Raw genomic sequence first — 18487 nt, 5'->3', positions numbered from 1 at the left:
TAAAAATGAAAATTAAAGAACGTATGAAACTTATTCCATATGAATCTATGGTTGGTGGATCTATGATGATTACAGCAACTATAATATATGGATTTTTAAAATAACATGCAAATATAAATTTATACTTATTTATCTAATAAAAATATAAGTTAAGCTAGGAGTGATATATATGAAACAGGATTTAGTTATTGTATTAGCACCAGATTCTTTTAAGGAAAGTATGACAGCAAAAGAAGTTTGCACGGCAATGGAAAGAGGAATAAAAAAGGCAAATGATAAAATTACCTGCGTACATGTACCAATGGCTGATGGAGGAGAAGGAACTATGCAATCATTGGTAGATGCTACTAATGGAAAAGTATATTCTTTAGAAGTAGTTGGACCGCTTGGAAATATGGTAGAAGCACAATATGGTATCTTAGGACAAGGAGAAGTAGGTATTTTAGAAATGGCTAGTGCCAGTGGAATACAGCTAATACCTGCAAAGCAAAGGAATCCTTTGTTAACAACAACTTATGGTACTGGGCAGCTTATAAATGCGTGCTTAAATCATGGAGTAAAAAAAATATTAATAGGTATTGGTGGAAGTGCTACAAATGACGGTGGAGCTGGAGTTGTACAAGCGCTTGGTGGAAAACTATTAGATAAGCAAGGTAATGAATTAGGTTTCGGTGGTGGAGAATTAGGAAAACTAAGTAGCATTGATTTAAAGAATTTTGACCCTCGATTAAAAGAAGTCGTGATCGAAGTAGCTTGTGATGTTAACAATCCACTTTGTGGAGAAAAAGGAGCTTCAAATGTATTTGGTCCACAAAAGGGAGCCACCAAAGAAATGATAGGAATATTAGATGATAACTTGAAACACTATGCAGGTATAATAAAAAATCAACTTGGTAAAGATGTTATAGATGTACCAGGTGCTGGAGCCGCAGGAGGACTCGGGGCTGGACTTTTGGCATTTTTAAATGGTACTTTGAAAAAAGGTATCGAAATGGTAATTGAATATACTGGACTAGAAGAAAAAGTAAAAGATGCAGATATGGTTTGGACTGGAGAAGGAAGTATAGATTACCAAACTCAATATGGAAAAACTCCTTTTGGTGTTGCTGCAGTTGCTAGTAAGCACAATAAGCCAGTTATTGCATTAGCTGGAAAAGTTGGTGAAGGCATAGATATATTATATGAAAGTGGAATAGATTCAATATTTGGTATCATGCAAGGAGTAACTTCTATTGAGGAAGCTTTAGTGAATGGACCAGAAAACGTTGAAAAAACAGCTGAAAATATAATAAGACTTATGAACTTATTATAATTTACAAAAATGCGAGTGCCATCAAAAACTAATTGATAAACTTCACAATTATTGGTATAATAGTGTATAGTTTCTTTATTTATCATATTTAAATTATACACCAAAAGTGGATTCTTCGGAATCCACTTTTGTATTTACAAAAAAATAGAAGTATCTATGAGTATACTTTATGATTAGAAAGTGAATTAATAAGAAGGCATTATTAAAAAACATTTAACGACATTTCAGAAGGGTGTGAGTAACGTTAGTACTATGAAGTTATCGAAAACTATAGCACAAAGAATTGTTTTGCAAATGATGGATGTTATTCCTTACAATATAAATGTCATGGATGAAAATGGAGTGATAATAGGTAGTGGAGATATTAAACGTATTGGGAATGTTCATGAAGGTGCTAGAAAAGCAATAGATAATCAATTTATAAATGAGGTATATGAAGAAGAAGACAGAGTAATGAAACCAGGGGTAAACGAGCCTATTATTATAGATGGAAATATAATAGGAGTAATAGGAATTACAGGACATCCTGATGAGGTGAGAAGGTTTAGTAAGCTTGTTCGTGTAACTGCCGCTTTATTAATTGAGCAATCTAAACTGGATGAGGAAATTCAGAACAAAAGATTAAATAGGCAGAGGTTTTATCAGGATTTGGCTCACAGAACAACGGAATATGATGAAGATTTTGATGCGAGGGCTAAAAGTTATGGTCTTGACCTTACAAAAAAGTGTCAGGCTATTCTTGTGTATATAAATTCAAATTCAAGTGAATTTAGAATATTATGTAATAAGCACCCTCATTATTATGATATAGATGATAATAAAACAGTATTTTTTACTACAAGTAATTATAAAAATAATACAATATTAAGTTATATTGAAGAGAACTCAGACATAAATAAAATATGTTTAGGAGGAGAAGAGGATATTGCTGCTGTTTCACTAAAAAATGCAGAACTAGCAATGGAATTCGGTATTAAGATAAAACCATCATCTTTAATATACAATTATGATGATTTAAAGTTCTTTATTCATTTATCTTATGATAATAAAGAATCATTAATTTCTCTATTTTTAAATCTTGATAAATCTGGGAATAAACTAGAACTTGTTAAAACTATACAAGCATATGTTGAACAAAATGGTGATATTAATAAAGTGGCTAGTAGCCTTAATATACATAGGAATACCTTAAATTACAGGTTGGAAAGAATAAAACAACTGACAGGAAAAAATCCGAAAATTTTATTAGATTTATTTGAATTATTATGTGGGATTATTTGGAGATAATACCTTGTTTTTATAGAATAAAAGTTAGTAATCATGCTAATAATATACTAAAAAGGACATAAATATATTTATTTTAGAAATTTATTTGACTTATACTAAAATACGAGGTATACTATATCTCGTAGTGCAAATCGCTGAAACGCGAATAGCTAATATGGCTCCTTGGTCAAGAGGTTAAGACGCCACCCTCTCACGGTGGATTCAGGGGTTCAATTCCCCTAGGAGTCACCATTTGTTTTTTTTATTGGGGTGTAGCCAAGCGGTAAGGCACTAGACTCTGACTCTGGCATTCGCAGGTTCGAATCCTGCCACTCTAGCCAAAGATTTAATCAAATTAAGAATAATAGTTTTTTAATATGATGAATATAAGTAATCCTAGCATAAATTTATTTTGCTAGGATTATTTTTTTATATATTGAAAATGATAATTTATATGGAAATGTTATTTAGAAAAAAGCTAGCAACTAGAAAACATAGGGGTGAAATTTTTGAGTAATAATATTGATATCAATGAAGAGATAATACGAGAAAATACTGATAAAGAGAATTATAAAATTGGAAGTAATTACTATTTAAATAATAAGGTTAAGGACATAGATGTAGAAATAGAAGAACTGGAAAATCTGGAAGACTATACACGAACTACGATAACTTCAAATGTAGAGTCCTCAAATCATACTTTATATAAAGTAGATGTAAGTTTTGATGATATTAATTTATTTATAAACTATAACTGTGATTGCAATAAATATAGTTTCGGTTATTACGGACGCAGAAATATGTGCAAACATGTTGTGGCTACATTATTAAAGTATGTTAATGAGAAAGAACAAATTATTAAAGTTAAGAAAATGGTTAAAACAAATAATTTAATTAAACAAATAACTAATAATATTAATGTGGCTCAAAGAGGAAAAATATACTTAAATATAGATATAAAATACGAGTACGGATCTATTAGCGATAATACAAAATCATTTGTGAGCCTAAAGATCGGTGAGGATAAGCAATATGTAGTTAAAAATATAAAAGAATTCTTAATTTGTTATAATAAAAGTTTTGAGCCAATGGAATTTGGTAAGAAATTTACATATAATCCTTGTTTGCACTCTTTTAGGGATGAAGATCTAAATATTATAGAAATTTTTAAAGAAGCAGGTGAACTGCAGTCGTTAGCGGGGGCTACAAATACATATAAGAGTAACCAGGTAAAGTTTCTGTCCGGTAAAAAGGCTTATTTTACTGATAGTATGATTAAAAGATTATTAAAGTGCTTATACAATAGAGATTTAACTGTTGTTATAAAAGGTGAGACATTTACTAATGTTCATATAACAAAGGAAGCTATGCCTTTAGAGTTTAATATAAATAGGGAAGACAATAAATTTATACTAGAACAAAAGGATAATATGCCTGTTTCGCTAACTAGTGATGGTGAATTCTTTTTTTATGAAGGGAAAATATATGAGCCACCAGTTACACAAAGGGATACTTATATGCCCTTTTATAATAGATTTAAAGATGAAAAAAATGGTTGCATAGAATTTTATGAAGAAGAGAAAGATGATATAGCATCATTTGTACTTCCAACATTAAATAAAATAAGTAGTAAAGTTGATATAGATATGTCTCTTAAAAACGAATTTTATGTAAAAGAACTTAAGGCAATTGTCTATTTTGAAAAAAAGTCAGAAAATGTTGAGGCTCTTATAACTTTTAAATATGGAGATATAGAGATAAACCCTTTTAATAGTAAAGAAAACAAAGTACAAGAGGGAAGAGCACTTATAAGAGACATGGATAAGGAAATGAGTATCATAAATCAATTTAATGAATCTGGATTTGTTCGCAGGGATAATGGTTTTGAAATGTTAGATGAGGATAAACTTTTAGAGTTCTTAGTTTCAGGACTCGAAAAACTTCAGCAGATGGCGGATGTTTATTATTCAGATGAATTTAAAAAAATAAGTGTTCATGGAAATACTGGATATAAGTCAAATATTAGACTTAATAAAGATAATCTTCTAGAATTTAACTTTAGTATTGAAGGTGTAGATAATATTGAACTTAAAAATATTTTTGCATCACTAAGAGAAAAAAGAAAATATCATAGGCTTAAAAATGGAAGTTTTGTATTATTAGATTCTAATAATTTACTAAAAGTTGCAGAAATGATAGAGTATCTAAATATAAAAGATAAAGATATTTCAAAGAATAAAATTCTACTTTCTAAATATAATGCACTATATATAGAAGAAAAATTAAAACGAGAACAGATGGATTTTGTTGATACAAATAAAAAATTTAAAGAGTTAGTTTATGATTTGAAAAACACAAATGAATTAAAAGTAACGGTTCCAAGTTCTTTAGATAGTATAATGAGAGATTATCAAAAAACTGGATTTAAATGGTTAAAAACTCTTGCTAAATGTGGATTTGGAGGAATACTCGCAGATGAAATGGGCCTTGGAAAAACACTCCAGGCTATAGCATTTATTTTGTCAGAAGTGGAGGAAAATGATATCAAACAACCAACACTCGTAGTATGCCCGACATCAGTTGTATACAATTGGAAGGATGAAATAGAAAAGTTTGCTCCTTCGCTAAATTGTATAGTAATATCTGGGAATAAACGACAGAGAGAAGAACAAAAACAAAACATAGGGGACAATGATGTGATTATAACATCATATGCACTTATAAGGCGAGATCTTGAGGAGTATAAAAAGATTCAATTTAGATATTGTTTTTTAGATGAGGCCCAGTTTATCAAAAATTTTAATTCTCAAAATTCTGCTGCTGTAAAAAGTTTGAATGCTTTAGGAAGATTCGCACTTACAGGAACACCTATTGAAAATTCTCTTACCGAACTTTGGTCAATTTTTGATTTTATAATGCCGGGTTATATGTTGAATCATAGTGCTTTTTCAAAAAAATATGAAGCGCCAATTGTAAAAGATGGAAATACAAATGCACTAAAGGAATTAAATAATCATGTAAAGCCATTTATACTTAGGCGAACAAAGGTTGAGGTTGCAAAAGATTTACCTCCAAAAATAGAACATAGGATTTCAGTGGAAATGACGGAGGAGCAGAAGAAAATCTATTTAGCTTATTTAAAGGATGCTAAAGGAGAATTAGAAGAAGATGTTAGGGAAAAAGGATTTAATAAAAGCAAGTTTAAGGTACTTTCAATATTAACAAGGTTAAGGCAAATATGCTGTGACCCATCTACTTTTATAGAAAATTATAATGGAGGTAGTGGCAAAATGGAAGCTCTAGATGAAATCTTAGATAATAGTTTAGAGGAAGGCCATAGAATATTAATATTTTCTCAATTTACAAGAGTATTGAAGAATATTGCGAGTAGATTAGATGCTAAAGATATAAACTATATGTATCTTGATGGTTCAACAAAGTCGGAAAAAAGAGTTAAGATGGTGAAGGATTTTAATGAAGGAGAGTCACAGGTATTCTTAATATCTCTAAAAGCTGGTGGGACTGGGATAAACCTTACAGGTGCAGATATGGTTATACATTTTGATCCTTGGTGGAATCCGGCCGTAGAAGCTCAAGCAACAGATAGAGCTCATAGAATTGGACAGAAAAAAACAGTAGAGGTTATAAAATTAATAGCAAGAGGAACTATAGAAGAAAAAATATTTAAGCTTCAACAAAAGAAAAAAGAAGTTACAGATAGTGTTATTAATGATGAAACAGGAGCAGAATTGTTCTTATCACAGATGAGTCAAAATGATATTGAAGATTTATTTGTATAAAAAGCAGGCATAGACCTAATTTAGGGTTCTATTGCCTGCTTTTGTGTTATTTATAATTTTACAGTTTGGCCTATATCAATAATTTTTATACTCCCATCATTTATTCTATCTAATGTATTAACAGTGTCCTCATCCTTATCTTGAGCTAAAATATAGGTTTTGTAATGAATTGGTATCATTAATTTAGACTTTGTCATTTTAAACATTTTAAAGCTTTGCTCTGGAGAACAGTGCATCTCTTGAAATTCATCAGGTTTGTAGCAGCCTACAGGCATGATGGCTACATCTGCTACTAAATCTTTATATGCATCAGTGAGAGCAGTATCACCAGCAAAAAAGATCTTTTTAAGATTACTTTCAATTATATAGGAGTTGCTCTCAGCCTTAGCTCCCCAAGGGTAACGCCTTCCATCGTGATTCGCCTTTAATGCCTTTACTTTTATGTGTCTATCACTATATATTTCAGCGTGGTTTAGAAGCACTATATTTTTAAAACCTAAAATTTTTAAAGGGATGTTTAAGTAAATAGGGGCAATCACTATAGCACTTTTGTTTATTTTCCTAAGAGTTGAATAATTCATATGATCCATATGACCATGAGAAAGAACTATGTAATCAATATTAATGGATGCTAAATTTAAAGAGGGTTTAACTAACCTTTTTAGTTCACCAAGATTTAAACTAGTTACAGGATCAGTTACTATAATCTTATCGTTTAAATTAATGACTACAGTAGCATGACCTACCCAATGAATAGAATTTTTTACTATAGGTTCGTATAACGGCGTTTTTATAGGTTTAAAGTACAACTTAAAGTTTCTACGATGCAATTTATACATATATTCAACTGTCTTAGATAATCTAACAAAGCTCATTTTATACCTCTTATTTTGTGTGTTTATTTTATGGTAAATGATTATATCTTTATTTAGTTTTAATTTTTCTGATTTTATTATACCATAACGTTATACAGTCTTCACCAAATTATGAATAACTTCATATAGTATTTAGATAGGTGGAATAAGCTTTTAAAGCGATTTATTTAAGTAAAAGTGTGATTCTAAATATAGATTATTATTAATAATACTAATAGTTAGCTATCAAGTTACTAAGGTAAATAATTGATAAACGCGAAAGTGTAGATGATAAAAAATGTGATACTATCAAAGAGGAGAATGTGATTGTATGAATATATGCGTTATTGGAGCTGGATATGTAGGACTTATAACGGCATTATGTTTTGGTAAGAAAGAAAATAAGGTTGTTTGTGTAGAAAAAAACTTGGATAAATTAAGCATGCTAAAAAATGGAGTACCAACTATCTTTGAAGAGGGATTAGACGATTTATTAATTGAGACTTTAAATACAAATAGTGTTAAGTTTACTGACAATTTAGAAATGGGAATTAAATCTTCAGATATAATATTTATTGCTGTAGGAACTCCAACAAAGGATAATTGGGATGTAGATATTGGACAAGTAGAAGCAGTAATAAATCTAATTTCACCATATATTAATAAATATAAAGTAGTAGTAACTAAAAGTACGGTGCCAGTGGGTACTCAAAAATATATAACAAACAAGTTATTAGAAAATCATGTGCCAAAGGAATATTTTGATGTGGTTTCTAATCCAGAATTTTTAAGAGAAGGAAAGGCCATACATGATTTTTTCTATGGCGATAAAATAGTCTTAGGCTCAGAATCACAAAAGGCTTTCGAGATAATGAGAAAATTGTACGAGCCATTTAAAATAAATATGGTTTTAACTAGCCCAGAAACAGCAGAATTAATTAAATATACCTCTAACGCGATGCTATCTGTGAAAATTTCTTTTATGAATGAAATAGCTAATCTTTGCAATAAAGCTTGCGCTGACATTGATGTAATTGCCTATGCTTTAGGACTAGATAAGAGAATTTCACCCTTGTTTTTAAAAGCTGGAATAGGTTATGGTGGGTCTTGCTTTCCTAAAGACACAAAAGCATTAGTCAAAATGTCTGAAAATTATAATTGTAATCTAAATATTGTAAAGGCTACTGTTGATGTAAATGAAAAACAAAGAGTATTACCAGTAGATATATTATTAGAACATTATAAAATAATTGAAGGGAAAACAGTAGCTATATTAGGCCTGACGTTTAAACCGGATACAGATGATATTAGGGAAGCCCCATCTTTATATATAATCGAAAAATTATTAAAGAATAAAGTCAATATAAAAGCTTATGATCCTATGGTCACAAAGGAAATAAAAAATATATTCCCAGATATAACTTATTGTGATGGAATGTATGAATGTTTAGAAGACTGTGATGCAATGATAATTTGTACAGAATGGAATGAGTTCTATAGTATAGATTTATGTAAGGTTAATGAGATTATGCGTGAATCTGTAATAATTGATGGAAGAAATATATTGGATATAAAGAAAATTAAAGAGGCTAATATTAAAGCATATTATTCTGTAGGAAAAGGAAATATTAAAAATTAAAAGAAATAAGTAAAATGGCTACTACTTTAAATAATAAAGTAGTAGTCATTTATTTGTATTATTAATATAATGGGATAGTTTTAAACCATTTTACAAATTTATGAATTCCATAATCAAAATTTGTTATTGGATTATAGCCTAAAATTTCTTTCGATTTAGAAATATTAGCATAAGTTATATTCACGTCACCAGGTTGCATAGGCAAATATTTCATAATTGCTTTAGTACTAAGTTCGATTTCTATTCGTTCTATCATATATTTAAGCATGATAGTAGTAGAATCGCCTAAATTAAAGATTTCATAGTTATTATTGCCTTTAATTGTCCATGTTATGGCTTTATCTATGCCTTGAACTATATCATCTATATAGGTGTAGTCTCGTTTTGTAGTGCCATCTCCGAAAATGGAAATTTCTTTTCCTTTTAAAATAGATTCTGTAAATTTATAGATAGCTAAATCAGGTCTCTGTCTTGGACCATAGACAGTAAAAAATCTAAGACAGGCTATATTAAATCCATATAGATGGTTATAAACATGACATAATAGTTCGCCGGATTTCTTAGTAGCTCCGTAAGGTGATATTGGCGAATCTACAGAGTCTGACTCAGTGAAGGGAAGTTTTTCATTATTTCCATATACAGATGAAGAGGAGGCAAATATAAATTTATTTATCCTATATTTATTACATAACTCTAATAAGTTTAGTGTGCCAGTCATATTTACTTCGTTATATAAAAATGGATTTATGATAGAGGGGCGAACACCAGCCATAGCTGCAAGGTGAATTACTATATCTATTTTATATAAACTAAATATTTTTGTCAGAAAAATTGTATCTCGGATATCGCCTTCTTTTATTATCAAATTATCATCAGTAATATTGTTGATTTTCATTAAATTTTGTATCTTAGTGATATTATTTCTTTTTATCAAAGGATTATAGAAGTCATTAAAATTATCGACAATAATTATTTTATTATTGTTTTTTAATAAATAATCACATAGGTTTGAACCAATAAAGCCTGCTCCTCCAGTTACTAAAATTGAATTATTCAATAGTACACTTCCTTATTTAAATTATTTAATACTATCAAAAAGTTTTAATAAATCATTAGCAAGTCTATTAAAATTATATTTTTCCTGCGCTAGTTTTCGACCATTAGCTCCTAGCTTGAGACATAGCTCTTTATTATCTAGAAGACGAAGGATATTTTTTTCAAGAACCCTTGGGTTTTCACAATCATTATCATTAATTACAAAGCCATTTATACCATCTTCCATTACTTCTGCATTACCACCACGATTAGTAGTTATAATAGGAAGTCCTGCTGCCATAGCTTCATAGTGAACTCGTGCTAGGGGTTCTCTCCATTGTGACAAATTAACAAAAATATCTCCTATGCTATAATATTTAGGAATTTCGTAAGGACTTAGGAAACCTGTAAAAATAACTGGCCCTTTTAGTTCTTTTGAGATGCGTTTTAATAATTTAACATAATCAGTAGGCTGATTTCTACCATACCATTTGCTACCAACAATCATTAGGGCAGTATTTGGGTGTGACTCCATAACAGAATTCATAGCATCGAGTACTATATGAGTACCTTTTTTGGGAGTTAATCTGCCTACATATAATATTGTTTTATAATCCTTAAGACCATATTTTGCTCGAAGTATATTTCTACTAGAATCCTTAACATCATTATTATAAACTGGTTTATATAAATTGCAATCTACAGCAGAATATACGGGATGAAGTTTTTCTTTGGCAAATGGATACAATTCTTTTACTCCATCTGCAATAAACCCGCTTACAGTGGTGATAAAGCTTACCCTATTAATACAGGAACTTGCTAATTCATTACTAATTTTCTTATGGCCAAACATTTCATTATGAAGGCTTAAACTAAAAGCGCAAGTTAAGCCTCTACTTAAGAAGGGGACCCAGAGAGGCCTATTAAATACATGCACTAAATCAAAGTCATTTGTAAGAAACTTTTTTACACCAAGTACGTACTCATCACTAGTGCGTGCAGGTAATCGTATATATTTTACATTATTTTCGAAAGCCCTGTTAGGTAGCTTAGGATCTTGTATACTAAATACAGTTATTTCATGGAGTTTTGATAACATAGGCAAGGCACCTTCAAGATACATTTGAACAGCGCCACCATTAATAGGGGGAAAGGCAAGTTTTTCCGTACAAATCATTGCTATTTTCAATATATGCCTCCTTTAAAGCCATTTTTGAAGCGTAGAAAATTTATTTTGTTCGAAGCTAGAAATTGCAGAAATTCTTTGAGCACTTATTGATTTATCACTTTTGTGTATACTTTTTATTAAACCAAAGAACCAATGAGGGAACATTAAGTCGATTTTTAAAACTTCTCTGTGTTTTGGTGAAAGAATATTATTTGTTTCATAGAATTTTAATATAGTTTCAATGTTATTTATATTGTAATCATTAAATTGCATCATTCTTTTCCCAATAATCTTTCTTAAATCGCGAGAAGGTAAGTCATAGGTAACACTATCCAAATCTATAACTATGCCTTTGCCGTCCCTTAGCATTACGTTTCCAGTGCCAAAATCCTGATGACATAAACAAGACTCTTTTTGATTAATGTTACATAAATCACTATAAGAAGAACTATTAATTAGATTAATTGTTTTATCGCAAATTTCTATGATTGGATCTATATGATCTAAAAAGCTCGAATAATTTGCATTATTAGGAGTTTGTATACAAATTTCTTTTATCTTTAACATTCTATTTTTCATAGATGTATATTGTTTTGGCCAGTTTCCAAGTTTAGAGGATGTTTTAGAATTAATTGGTGGCACATATCCAATGGAGGTTATGTGGAATTTTGATAATGACTGTAATGCTAAGGTTAAATCTTTAGGGTTTTCTAAATTCATATCGCGCCCATTAACCCAACTGTATAATACAAATAACTGTCCGTTATATTCAGTTATAAAATTACCTTTTGCATTAGGATAGACCCTGGGCACCATGCCACCATTGTTAAATATATATATTTGTGCATTAACCGAGAAAAGAGCCTCTTCCATAGTTTGATTTAATCTTTTAAGGCATAGTTGTGTATTTTTATAAGTTAATTTCCATAATGTTTTCAAACCTTTACTTTGAAGCATTTTTAAATTCAATGGTTTTATATCGTACGCTAGAAGAACTTTACTACCAAGTAATAAATAATTATTTGATTCGTTAGCCAATTTAATGCCTCCAATCCAATTTAATACCATATATTAATAATTTATGAAGGGATAATTCTTTCGAAATCTTGCAAAATAGGTTCAATAGATTTTTCTATTTTAATCATTCCTTTTAATCTTTCAATATATCTAGCCTCAGGCCAACTGATTTCTCTTTTTTCATAATATTTGCTCATTATGCCTACAAAAAGATGAGGGAAAATTAATGATTCTTTTAGTACCTGCCATTTCCAGTGTTCTAGTGGATTTATGGCATTGTACCATTGTAGTATCTGTGATGTTAATTTTAAATCCCATTGGCCTTTCTTTTTCATGATCTTATTTAAAAATTTTCTTATATCTCTAGTAGGTAAATCTATAGTAATAGAATCTATATCTAAAACAAATATTTCTTTAGAACTAGTAAGAATCAGATTACTAGCAGTAAAATCTTGATGACAAAGGCAATTTGTATTTTTAGTCTCAAGGGCCCATCGGTCATATCCTGATTTCTCATTTTCAGCTATTGCTAATTGCATTCTTTTATAAAAATAAGGAAACTGTGATATAATGATTTGTCCGAATTCTGAATGTTTAGCAGTAGACATTTCGGTATCATAAAAACCTTTTAATTTAATCATTTGACCTTCAAACTCTTCCTTTTGAAGACCTAGATGTAACCTTGGCTTGCAATCATCAGGAAATTCAAAACCTCTAGATGCGTAATGGAAACTAGCTAGCTCTTCTACTATCATTTTTAATTCTTGAGGTTTGTCCTCATTTGGGGTATTGCCAATAATAGCATCACTTAAAACGTAACAGCAATTAACTCCTTTTATATAATTATTATTGTTTTTTGTTTTAATAATATTAGATAAGTTAACCTCTCTATTTTTTAAGTGCTCAACAGCTGAGAGTATAAATTCAAGGGTTTTAGATGAGCAGGAGTGTTTTTTTAAGACTTTATCACCATCAGTAGTTTTTATCCACCAGACGGCCTTCTTACCTTTATCAGATTGTTGTTTTATACTAGCTATATTAATATTATATTGAGATAATATTAAATTTATATTTTCTTGTTCCATAATGGGACCTCCCTATAACAATGGATAGTGTTAACACTATCAATCTTGAAATTTATATATAAAACCCTGAGGAGTCTTAATAAATGTTTAGGAAAAGAAAAGTCATACAAAACATCCCCAGGGAGTGTTAATTTAGTATTTATTAAAATTCAAAGGGCTCATAATCAAAGCTTACATCAGTAGTTATTTTCATTCCATCAGAGTTTATATTGGTATCTTCTTTTAATGTATCATCAGAATTTATATTGGTCTTTTCTTCGAACTCCTCAGCAGAATCTATATTGATATCTTCTTCTAATGCTTTAGTTTGTTTTGGCTTTTGTCCCCACGTAACTTTAATTGTAAAATCACCATAATTTTTATCACTATCAAGTTTAAATTGGTAATTCAATTCTTCATCATCTGGTATGTTAACAAGAGCTCCATCTATTTTGAGCTTGTCTTTGAATAATCTTATAACTTCATCCTTTAAAAAAAAGTAAAACTTTTCTTTATTTCCAGTATATTTTTCTCTATAATCCATGAATAACATCCCCTTCACTATAATAGTATTCTGATTTAACTATAAGGGTGATAGTAATAAGACATATTTTAAACAATAAGTATAAAAGGTAATTTTATAATACTCAATAATATGATATATTAATATTAAGGGTTTTACATACTTGATTAAAAACAGTAAATGATAAATATATAGGTAACTTACATGTATAAAATAACTTTACGAGGAAGGTGTTTTTATGAAAATTTATTCATGGAATGTAAATGGTATAAGAGCCATAAAGAATAAAGGATTTATTGAATGGGTCGAGGGTGAGCAACCAGATGTTTTATGTTTACAAGAAACAAAAATTCAAGAGGAACAAATAAGTGATGAGCTTAAAAATATAGAAGGGTATTATTCATATTTTTGTTGTGCGCAGAAGAAAGGTTATAGTGGAGTAGCTGTATACACTAAGCAAAAACCAATATCTGTTATGCGAGGGATTGGAATAGAAAAATTTGATAGTGAAGGACGAATATTAATAGCTGAATTTGAAAATTTCACACTTTTTAATATATATTTTCCTAATGGTCAAAAAGATGAGGATAGATTAAATTATAAAATGGAATTTTATGATGAATTACTGGCTTACTGTGAGAAGTTGAGAAAAAAGGGAAAAAAACTAATTATTTGTGGAGATTATAATACCGCTCATAATGTTATTGATCTTAAAAATCCAAAGGCAAATGAAAAATATTCAGGTTTCTTACCTATAGAGAGGGCGTGGATGGATAAATTTATATCTCATGGTTATGTTGATACTTTTAGATATCTTCATGCAGAAGAAGTAAAATATTCTTGGTGGAGTTACAGATTTAAGGCTAGGGAAAAAAATGCAGGGTGGCGTCTTGACTACTTTTTTATAACAAAGGACTTATTAAGCGAGCTTAAGGAAGCCTCTATTTTAAATGACGTTATAGGGTCAGATCATTGCCCTGTGAGCATTATTTTATAGGAATATTTAAAATTACTTATTTAAACTAGTTCAGTGTATAATGATATTGTATTTAGTTAATTTATAATTTTTGAACTGGGTTTCAAAAAGTGAAAGGAAGTTTTAGTTATGAACAATGAGAATAATTTATATCCTGTGAAATTTAAGAAAAGATATGGGTATATAGATAGGGAAGGCAATGTAGTTATAGAAAACAAATTTAATTATGCGCAGGAGTTTGAAGGGGACTTAGCGATAGCAAGCATAGATAATAAATATGGTTTTATAAACAAGACCGGAGAGTTTGTAATTGAGCCTAAATATGATGAAGTTATGCCATTTAATGAAGGACTTGCATCAGTAAAAGTAGGTCATAAAAATGGATATATTAATTTAAGTGGTAAACTTATAGTTCAACCTAAATATGAGGAAGCTAATTTCTTTATTGAAGGAAGAGCTGCAGTAAAGAGTGGGTATATGTGGGGATACATAGATAGTGAAGGTACGGAAATAGTGCCACCAAAATATTTAGATGCTAACGATTATAGTGAGGGATTAGCAGCAGTTCAAATAGGTGGTAAGATAGCATATATAGATAAGAATGGCAAAGTTATAATAGATGCAATTTATGATTATGCTAATGAATTTAACTGCGGGATAGCATCAGTTTGTTCTAAGGGGAAGTATGGGTATATAAACAAGAGCGGAGAAATAATTATACCACTACGATATAATGTTTGCGACCAGTTCAATGAAGGATTAGCAGCAGTTGAGATAAGAGAAAAATACGGATACATAGATAACATGGGAGACATTATTATAAAACCGAAATTTGAGTGGGCTGGCGAATTTTATGAAGGTATAGCTGTAATTTGTGAAAATGAAAAATATGGTTGTATTGATAAAAGTGGTAATATTACAATACCAACAAATTTTGAAGACATAGATATTATAAGTGAGGGTTTAATAGCTGCTCAAATAGGAGATTTGTGGGGTTACATAGATTGTTTAGGTGAAATAATTATAGAACCAATTTTTGAAGAAGCCTATGAATTTACCCAGGGAATTGCAAGGGTTGAAATAGGTAAAAGGATTGGATATATCAATAAATCAGGAGAATACATTTGGAAATTACAAGCTTAGATTTTAGATTAATTGATTGCCTCAAAATAGAAAGTAATTTCTATTTTGAGGCATTTTTGTCCGAATATAAGAGTGGATATTTAGGGTGCGCTTTTTATGTATATTTTCAATAAGAAAATTATTAACTTAATCTAAATTCTTAGGAGCGGTTAGGGGGTTTTCATTTAAGAAATCTATAAATACTTTTGAAACAGTGGATAAACAACAATTTTTCCTCCAAACGAGAGCAATTTTTATAGGGATAGTATTACATAATGGAATTTTTGTTATTTTATCATTATCTTCAACAATTTCCTTTAATAAAAAAGATATGCCAACTCCGTTTGTAATAAGTCCCTTGACGGTTTCTAAGTGGTTGGACGATAAAATGATATTAGGCTGAATATGTTTTTTTCTAAAACGATCTAATATCTTCTCCCTTATGTAGAAGCCTTCTTTTAGTAGGATAATTGGTTCGCTTTTAATATCTTCAAATGTAATAGTTAAATTTTGTCTTAGCGGATGTTCTTTTTTTAGGCAAACTAAGAGTTCGCTATCTAAAATAGGCAAGGAAGCTAGTGTATTATTATCTGGGTCACCTATAATAATACCTAAATCTAAGTCTCCATTTTCTATCATTTGTCTTGTTTCAATAGATCCATATTCTATAATGTTGAGTTTGATGTTTGGATATAATTGTTTGAATTTAATAAAAACTATAGGAAATATAAAGGTACCGATCATTGGAGGGATGCCTATTGTAAGTATCCCCTTTTTGAGATCCTCGTAATCCTTCATTTCGGTAGTGGCATTGTCTACTAATTTTAAAATCTCATCTACTTTCTTTAAAAAAATTTTTCCTTCAATTGTGGGAAAAAGTTGCTTTTTAGATCTGTCAAAGAGTACACAGGACAGTTCTTTTTCTAAATTCTTAATGGAGTTGGTAATAGATGGTTGAGTTACGTAAAGTTTTTTTGCGGCTTGTGTAATACTATTTAATTGGCAAACCATCTGAAAATACTGTAACTGTCTTAATTCCATAACGTAGCCTCCTAATTATAGATTTAAACTATGAAACCATAGTTGATTAATATTTCTGAATTGCAATGAAAAGCGTTATAATTTTAACAAAAATTAAATTTAATAATACAATATTAAAAAATATAAAAAAATACTTATTTGTTGATAAATGTAGATATAACAATAAAATTAAGAAACAAAATAATTTATTATAGTAAATTTATAAGATGTTTCTTTATGATAGGCAAATACTATTATATCATAGTTTAATGGTATTTTAAATTTAGAATAATACATGTTATAATTTTAACAAGAAGTTAAGTGAGACTTCATCAATTTTAATAGATAAACGTTAACAGAGAATATAAACATTTTTACTAATTAGTATTAAAACATTAATAAATTGAAGGGAGGTGCAAATCTAGACTTATACATTTGTTTAAAAGTCTAGATGAAAAATATGAAGTATAGTTATTATCCAGGTTGTACGTTAAAGACGAAAGCTCAGGAATTAGAAAAGTATGCACTAGATTCTGCGAAAGTCTTGGGGTTTGAGCTAGAAGAGCAAAAAGAGTGGCAATGTTGTGGTGCGGTATATCCCATGGCCACTGATGAAATAGCTACTAAATTATCCGCGGTACGGAGCCTAGCGGCAGCAAGGGATAAAGGTGAAAAGCTAGTCACTTTATGTGCAGCATGTCATCACGTGATTAAAAGAGTAAATGAAGATATGAAAAGCAAAGAGGACATAAGTTCCAAGGTTAACAATTATTTGGACTTGCCAAAAGAATACGAGGGTGAGACACAAGTTCTTCACTATCTAGAAGTACTTAGAGATGAAATAGGATTTGATGAATTAGCTAAAAAAGTTACGAATCCTCTTACTAATCGTAAAATTGGTGCATATTATGGTTGTTTGCTCCTTCGTCCAAGTAGTACCATGAATTTTGATGATCCAGAAAATCCATCTATTATAGAAGATTTTATAACAGCAATAGGAGCGATTCCAGTTATATATCCATATAGAACGGAGTGTTGTGGAGGGTACCTTTGTTTAGAACAGAAGGATCTTGTAAACAAAATGACAGATAATATAATACAATCCGCTGTAAAAAATGGTGCAGAAGAAATTGTTACTGCATGCCCCCTTTGTAAATATAACCTAGAAATTAGTAATGATGGGGCAAAAGATAAACTATCTATTACCTATTTCACAGAACTTTTAGCAGAAGCTTTAGGTGTTAAATAAGATAGGAGGAGATAGTGTAATGAAAAGAGTGAAAATATATTCAGGCAAAAGATCAAAAGAGTTAGAGCAAATTTCTCAAATTAGTGGGCAGAGGATACAAGATTGCATCCAGTGTGGAAAATGTTCAGCAAGTTGTCCTGCTAGTGAAGGTATGGATATTCTACCTCATCAGGTTATAAGATTACTTCAGACAGGAGAACTAGACAAGGTTATAGCGAGTAAAACTATTTGGTCTTGTGCTTCATGTTTCACATGTTCTGAGCGTTGTCCTAGGGATATAGACATTGCAAACGTTTTAGAGGCAGTGAGACTTATAGTTATTAGGCGTTCAGGAGAAAATAGAATAAAAGCTGAAGATGTTCTTGAAAAAATAGATGATAAAATGCCCCAACAGGCAATAGTAAGTGTATTTAGAAAATACAACAAATAATTTTTACATTAA

General features: G+C 30.0%; 15 protein-coding genes and 2 tRNA genes. 10 read left to right on the top strand and 7 right to left on the bottom strand.

Features of this window, described 5'->3' with window-relative positions; all coding sequences use genetic code 11:
* Nucleotides 1-169 precede the first annotated feature (169 nt).
* The 5 genes from KPL54_RS18815 to KPL54_RS18795 all read left to right on the top strand — a co-directional run bounded on the left by KPL54_RS18815 (nt 170) and on the right by KPL54_RS18795 (nt 6378).
* Nucleotides 170-1312: a glycerate kinase family protein gene (locus KPL54_RS18815; protein WP_216108022.1), complete on the top strand. Its 1143-nt coding sequence runs from the start codon at nt 170-172 to the stop codon at nt 1310-1312.
* Between the two features lie 234 nt (nt 1313-1546).
* On the top strand, nt 1547-2599 hold the full coding sequence (locus tag KPL54_RS18810; RefSeq protein WP_268037737.1) for a CdaR family transcriptional regulator: 1053 nt from the start codon (nt 1547-1549) through the stop codon (nt 2597-2599).
* Nucleotides 2600-2755: 156 nt separating this feature from the next.
* A tRNA-Glu gene (locus KPL54_RS18805) sits at nt 2756-2830 on the top strand.
* A 14-nt stretch (nt 2831-2844) separates the two neighbouring features.
* Nucleotides 2845-2919: transfer RNA gene (locus KPL54_RS18800), tRNA-Gln, on the top strand.
* 180 nt (nt 2920-3099) lie between these two features.
* Nucleotides 3100-6378, top strand: a complete 3279-nt coding sequence (locus KPL54_RS18795) for an SNF2 helicase associated domain-containing protein (protein WP_216108028.1) — start codon at nt 3100-3102, stop codon at nt 6376-6378.
* A 50-nt stretch (nt 6379-6428) separates the two neighbouring features.
* On the opposite strand, the gene KPL54_RS18790 is transcribed toward KPL54_RS18795, so the two are convergent.
* Nucleotides 6429-7253 carry an MBL fold metallo-hydrolase gene (locus tag KPL54_RS18790; protein WP_216108021.1) on the bottom strand — a complete coding sequence of 275 codons (825 nt, stop codon included), beginning with the start codon at nt 7251-7253 and terminating at the stop codon, nt 6429-6431.
* A 310-nt stretch (nt 7254-7563) separates the two neighbouring features.
* Here KPL54_RS18790 and KPL54_RS18785 point away from each other — a divergent pair, with 310 nt between their 5' ends.
* The gene (locus tag KPL54_RS18785; protein ID WP_216108020.1) at nt 7564-8871 is read left to right on the top strand and encodes a UDP-glucose dehydrogenase family protein; all 1308 of its coding nucleotides are present in this window, start codon (nt 7564-7566) and stop codon (nt 8869-8871) included.
* 61 nt (nt 8872-8932) lie between these two features.
* On the opposite strand, the gene KPL54_RS18780 is transcribed toward KPL54_RS18785, so the two are convergent.
* The 5 genes from KPL54_RS18780 to KPL54_RS18760 form a co-directional block, all read right to left on the bottom strand.
* Nucleotides 8933-9928 carry a GDP-mannose 4,6-dehydratase gene (locus KPL54_RS18780; protein WP_216108019.1) on the bottom strand — a complete coding sequence of 332 codons (996 nt, stop codon included), beginning with the start codon at nt 9926-9928 and terminating at the stop codon, nt 8933-8935.
* 21 nt (nt 9929-9949) lie between these two features.
* Nucleotides 9950-11095, bottom strand: coding sequence for a glycosyltransferase family 4 protein (locus tag KPL54_RS18775; protein WP_216108018.1), 1146 nt, complete (start codon nt 11093-11095; stop codon nt 9950-9952).
* Between the two features lie 12 nt (nt 11096-11107).
* The gene (locus tag KPL54_RS18770; RefSeq protein WP_216108017.1) at nt 11108-12112 is read right to left on the bottom strand and encodes a CotS family spore coat protein; all 1005 of its coding nucleotides are present in this window, start codon (nt 12110-12112) and stop codon (nt 11108-11110) included.
* A 41-nt stretch (nt 12113-12153) separates the two neighbouring features.
* A complete protein-coding gene (locus KPL54_RS18765) occupies nt 12154-13176 on the bottom strand; it encodes a CotS family spore coat protein (RefSeq protein ID WP_216108016.1) in 1023 nt (340 codons plus the stop codon).
* A gap of 142 nt (nt 13177-13318) precedes the next feature.
* On the bottom strand, nt 13319-13699 hold the full coding sequence (locus KPL54_RS18760) for a hypothetical protein (protein ID WP_216108015.1): 381 nt from the start codon (nt 13697-13699) through the stop codon (nt 13319-13321).
* Between the two features lie 217 nt (nt 13700-13916).
* On the opposite strand from KPL54_RS18760, the gene KPL54_RS18755 reads away from it, so the two are divergent.
* Nucleotides 13917-14675 (top strand): exodeoxyribonuclease III, encoded by a 759-nt coding sequence (locus tag KPL54_RS18755; protein ID WP_216108014.1) that lies wholly within the window; start codon nt 13917-13919, stop codon nt 14673-14675.
* Nucleotides 14676-14783: 108 nt separating this feature from the next.
* Nucleotides 14784-15797: a WG repeat-containing protein gene (locus KPL54_RS18750; protein ID WP_216108013.1), complete on the top strand. Its 1014-nt coding sequence runs from the start codon at nt 14784-14786 to the stop codon at nt 15795-15797.
* Nucleotides 15798-15923: 126 nt separating this feature from the next.
* Here the strand turns inward: KPL54_RS18750 and KPL54_RS18745 are convergent, their stop codons facing one another.
* Entirely contained in the window at nt 15924-16817 is an 894-nt protein-coding gene (locus tag KPL54_RS18745; protein ID WP_216108012.1) for a LysR family transcriptional regulator, read from the bottom strand.
* A 439-nt stretch (nt 16818-17256) separates the two neighbouring features.
* Between KPL54_RS18745 and KPL54_RS18740 the strand changes: the two genes are divergently transcribed.
* Nucleotides 17257-18045, top strand: coding sequence for a CoB--CoM heterodisulfide reductase iron-sulfur subunit B family protein (locus KPL54_RS18740; RefSeq protein WP_216108011.1), 789 nt, complete (start codon nt 17257-17259; stop codon nt 18043-18045).
* Between the two features lie 19 nt (nt 18046-18064).
* Nucleotides 18065-18475 (top strand): 4Fe-4S dicluster domain-containing protein, encoded by a 411-nt coding sequence (locus tag KPL54_RS18735; RefSeq protein ID WP_216108010.1) that lies wholly within the window; start codon nt 18065-18067, stop codon nt 18473-18475.
* Nucleotides 18476-18487 lie beyond the last annotated feature (12 nt).

The organism is Clostridium estertheticum (assembly GCF_018861295.1).
Taxonomy (GTDB): Bacteria; Bacillota; Clostridia; order Clostridiales; family Clostridiaceae; genus Clostridium_AD; species Clostridium_AD estertheticum_D.
Note: the sequence above shows the minus strand (reverse complement) of the source record. Positions and strands in the feature narration are given on the sequence as shown.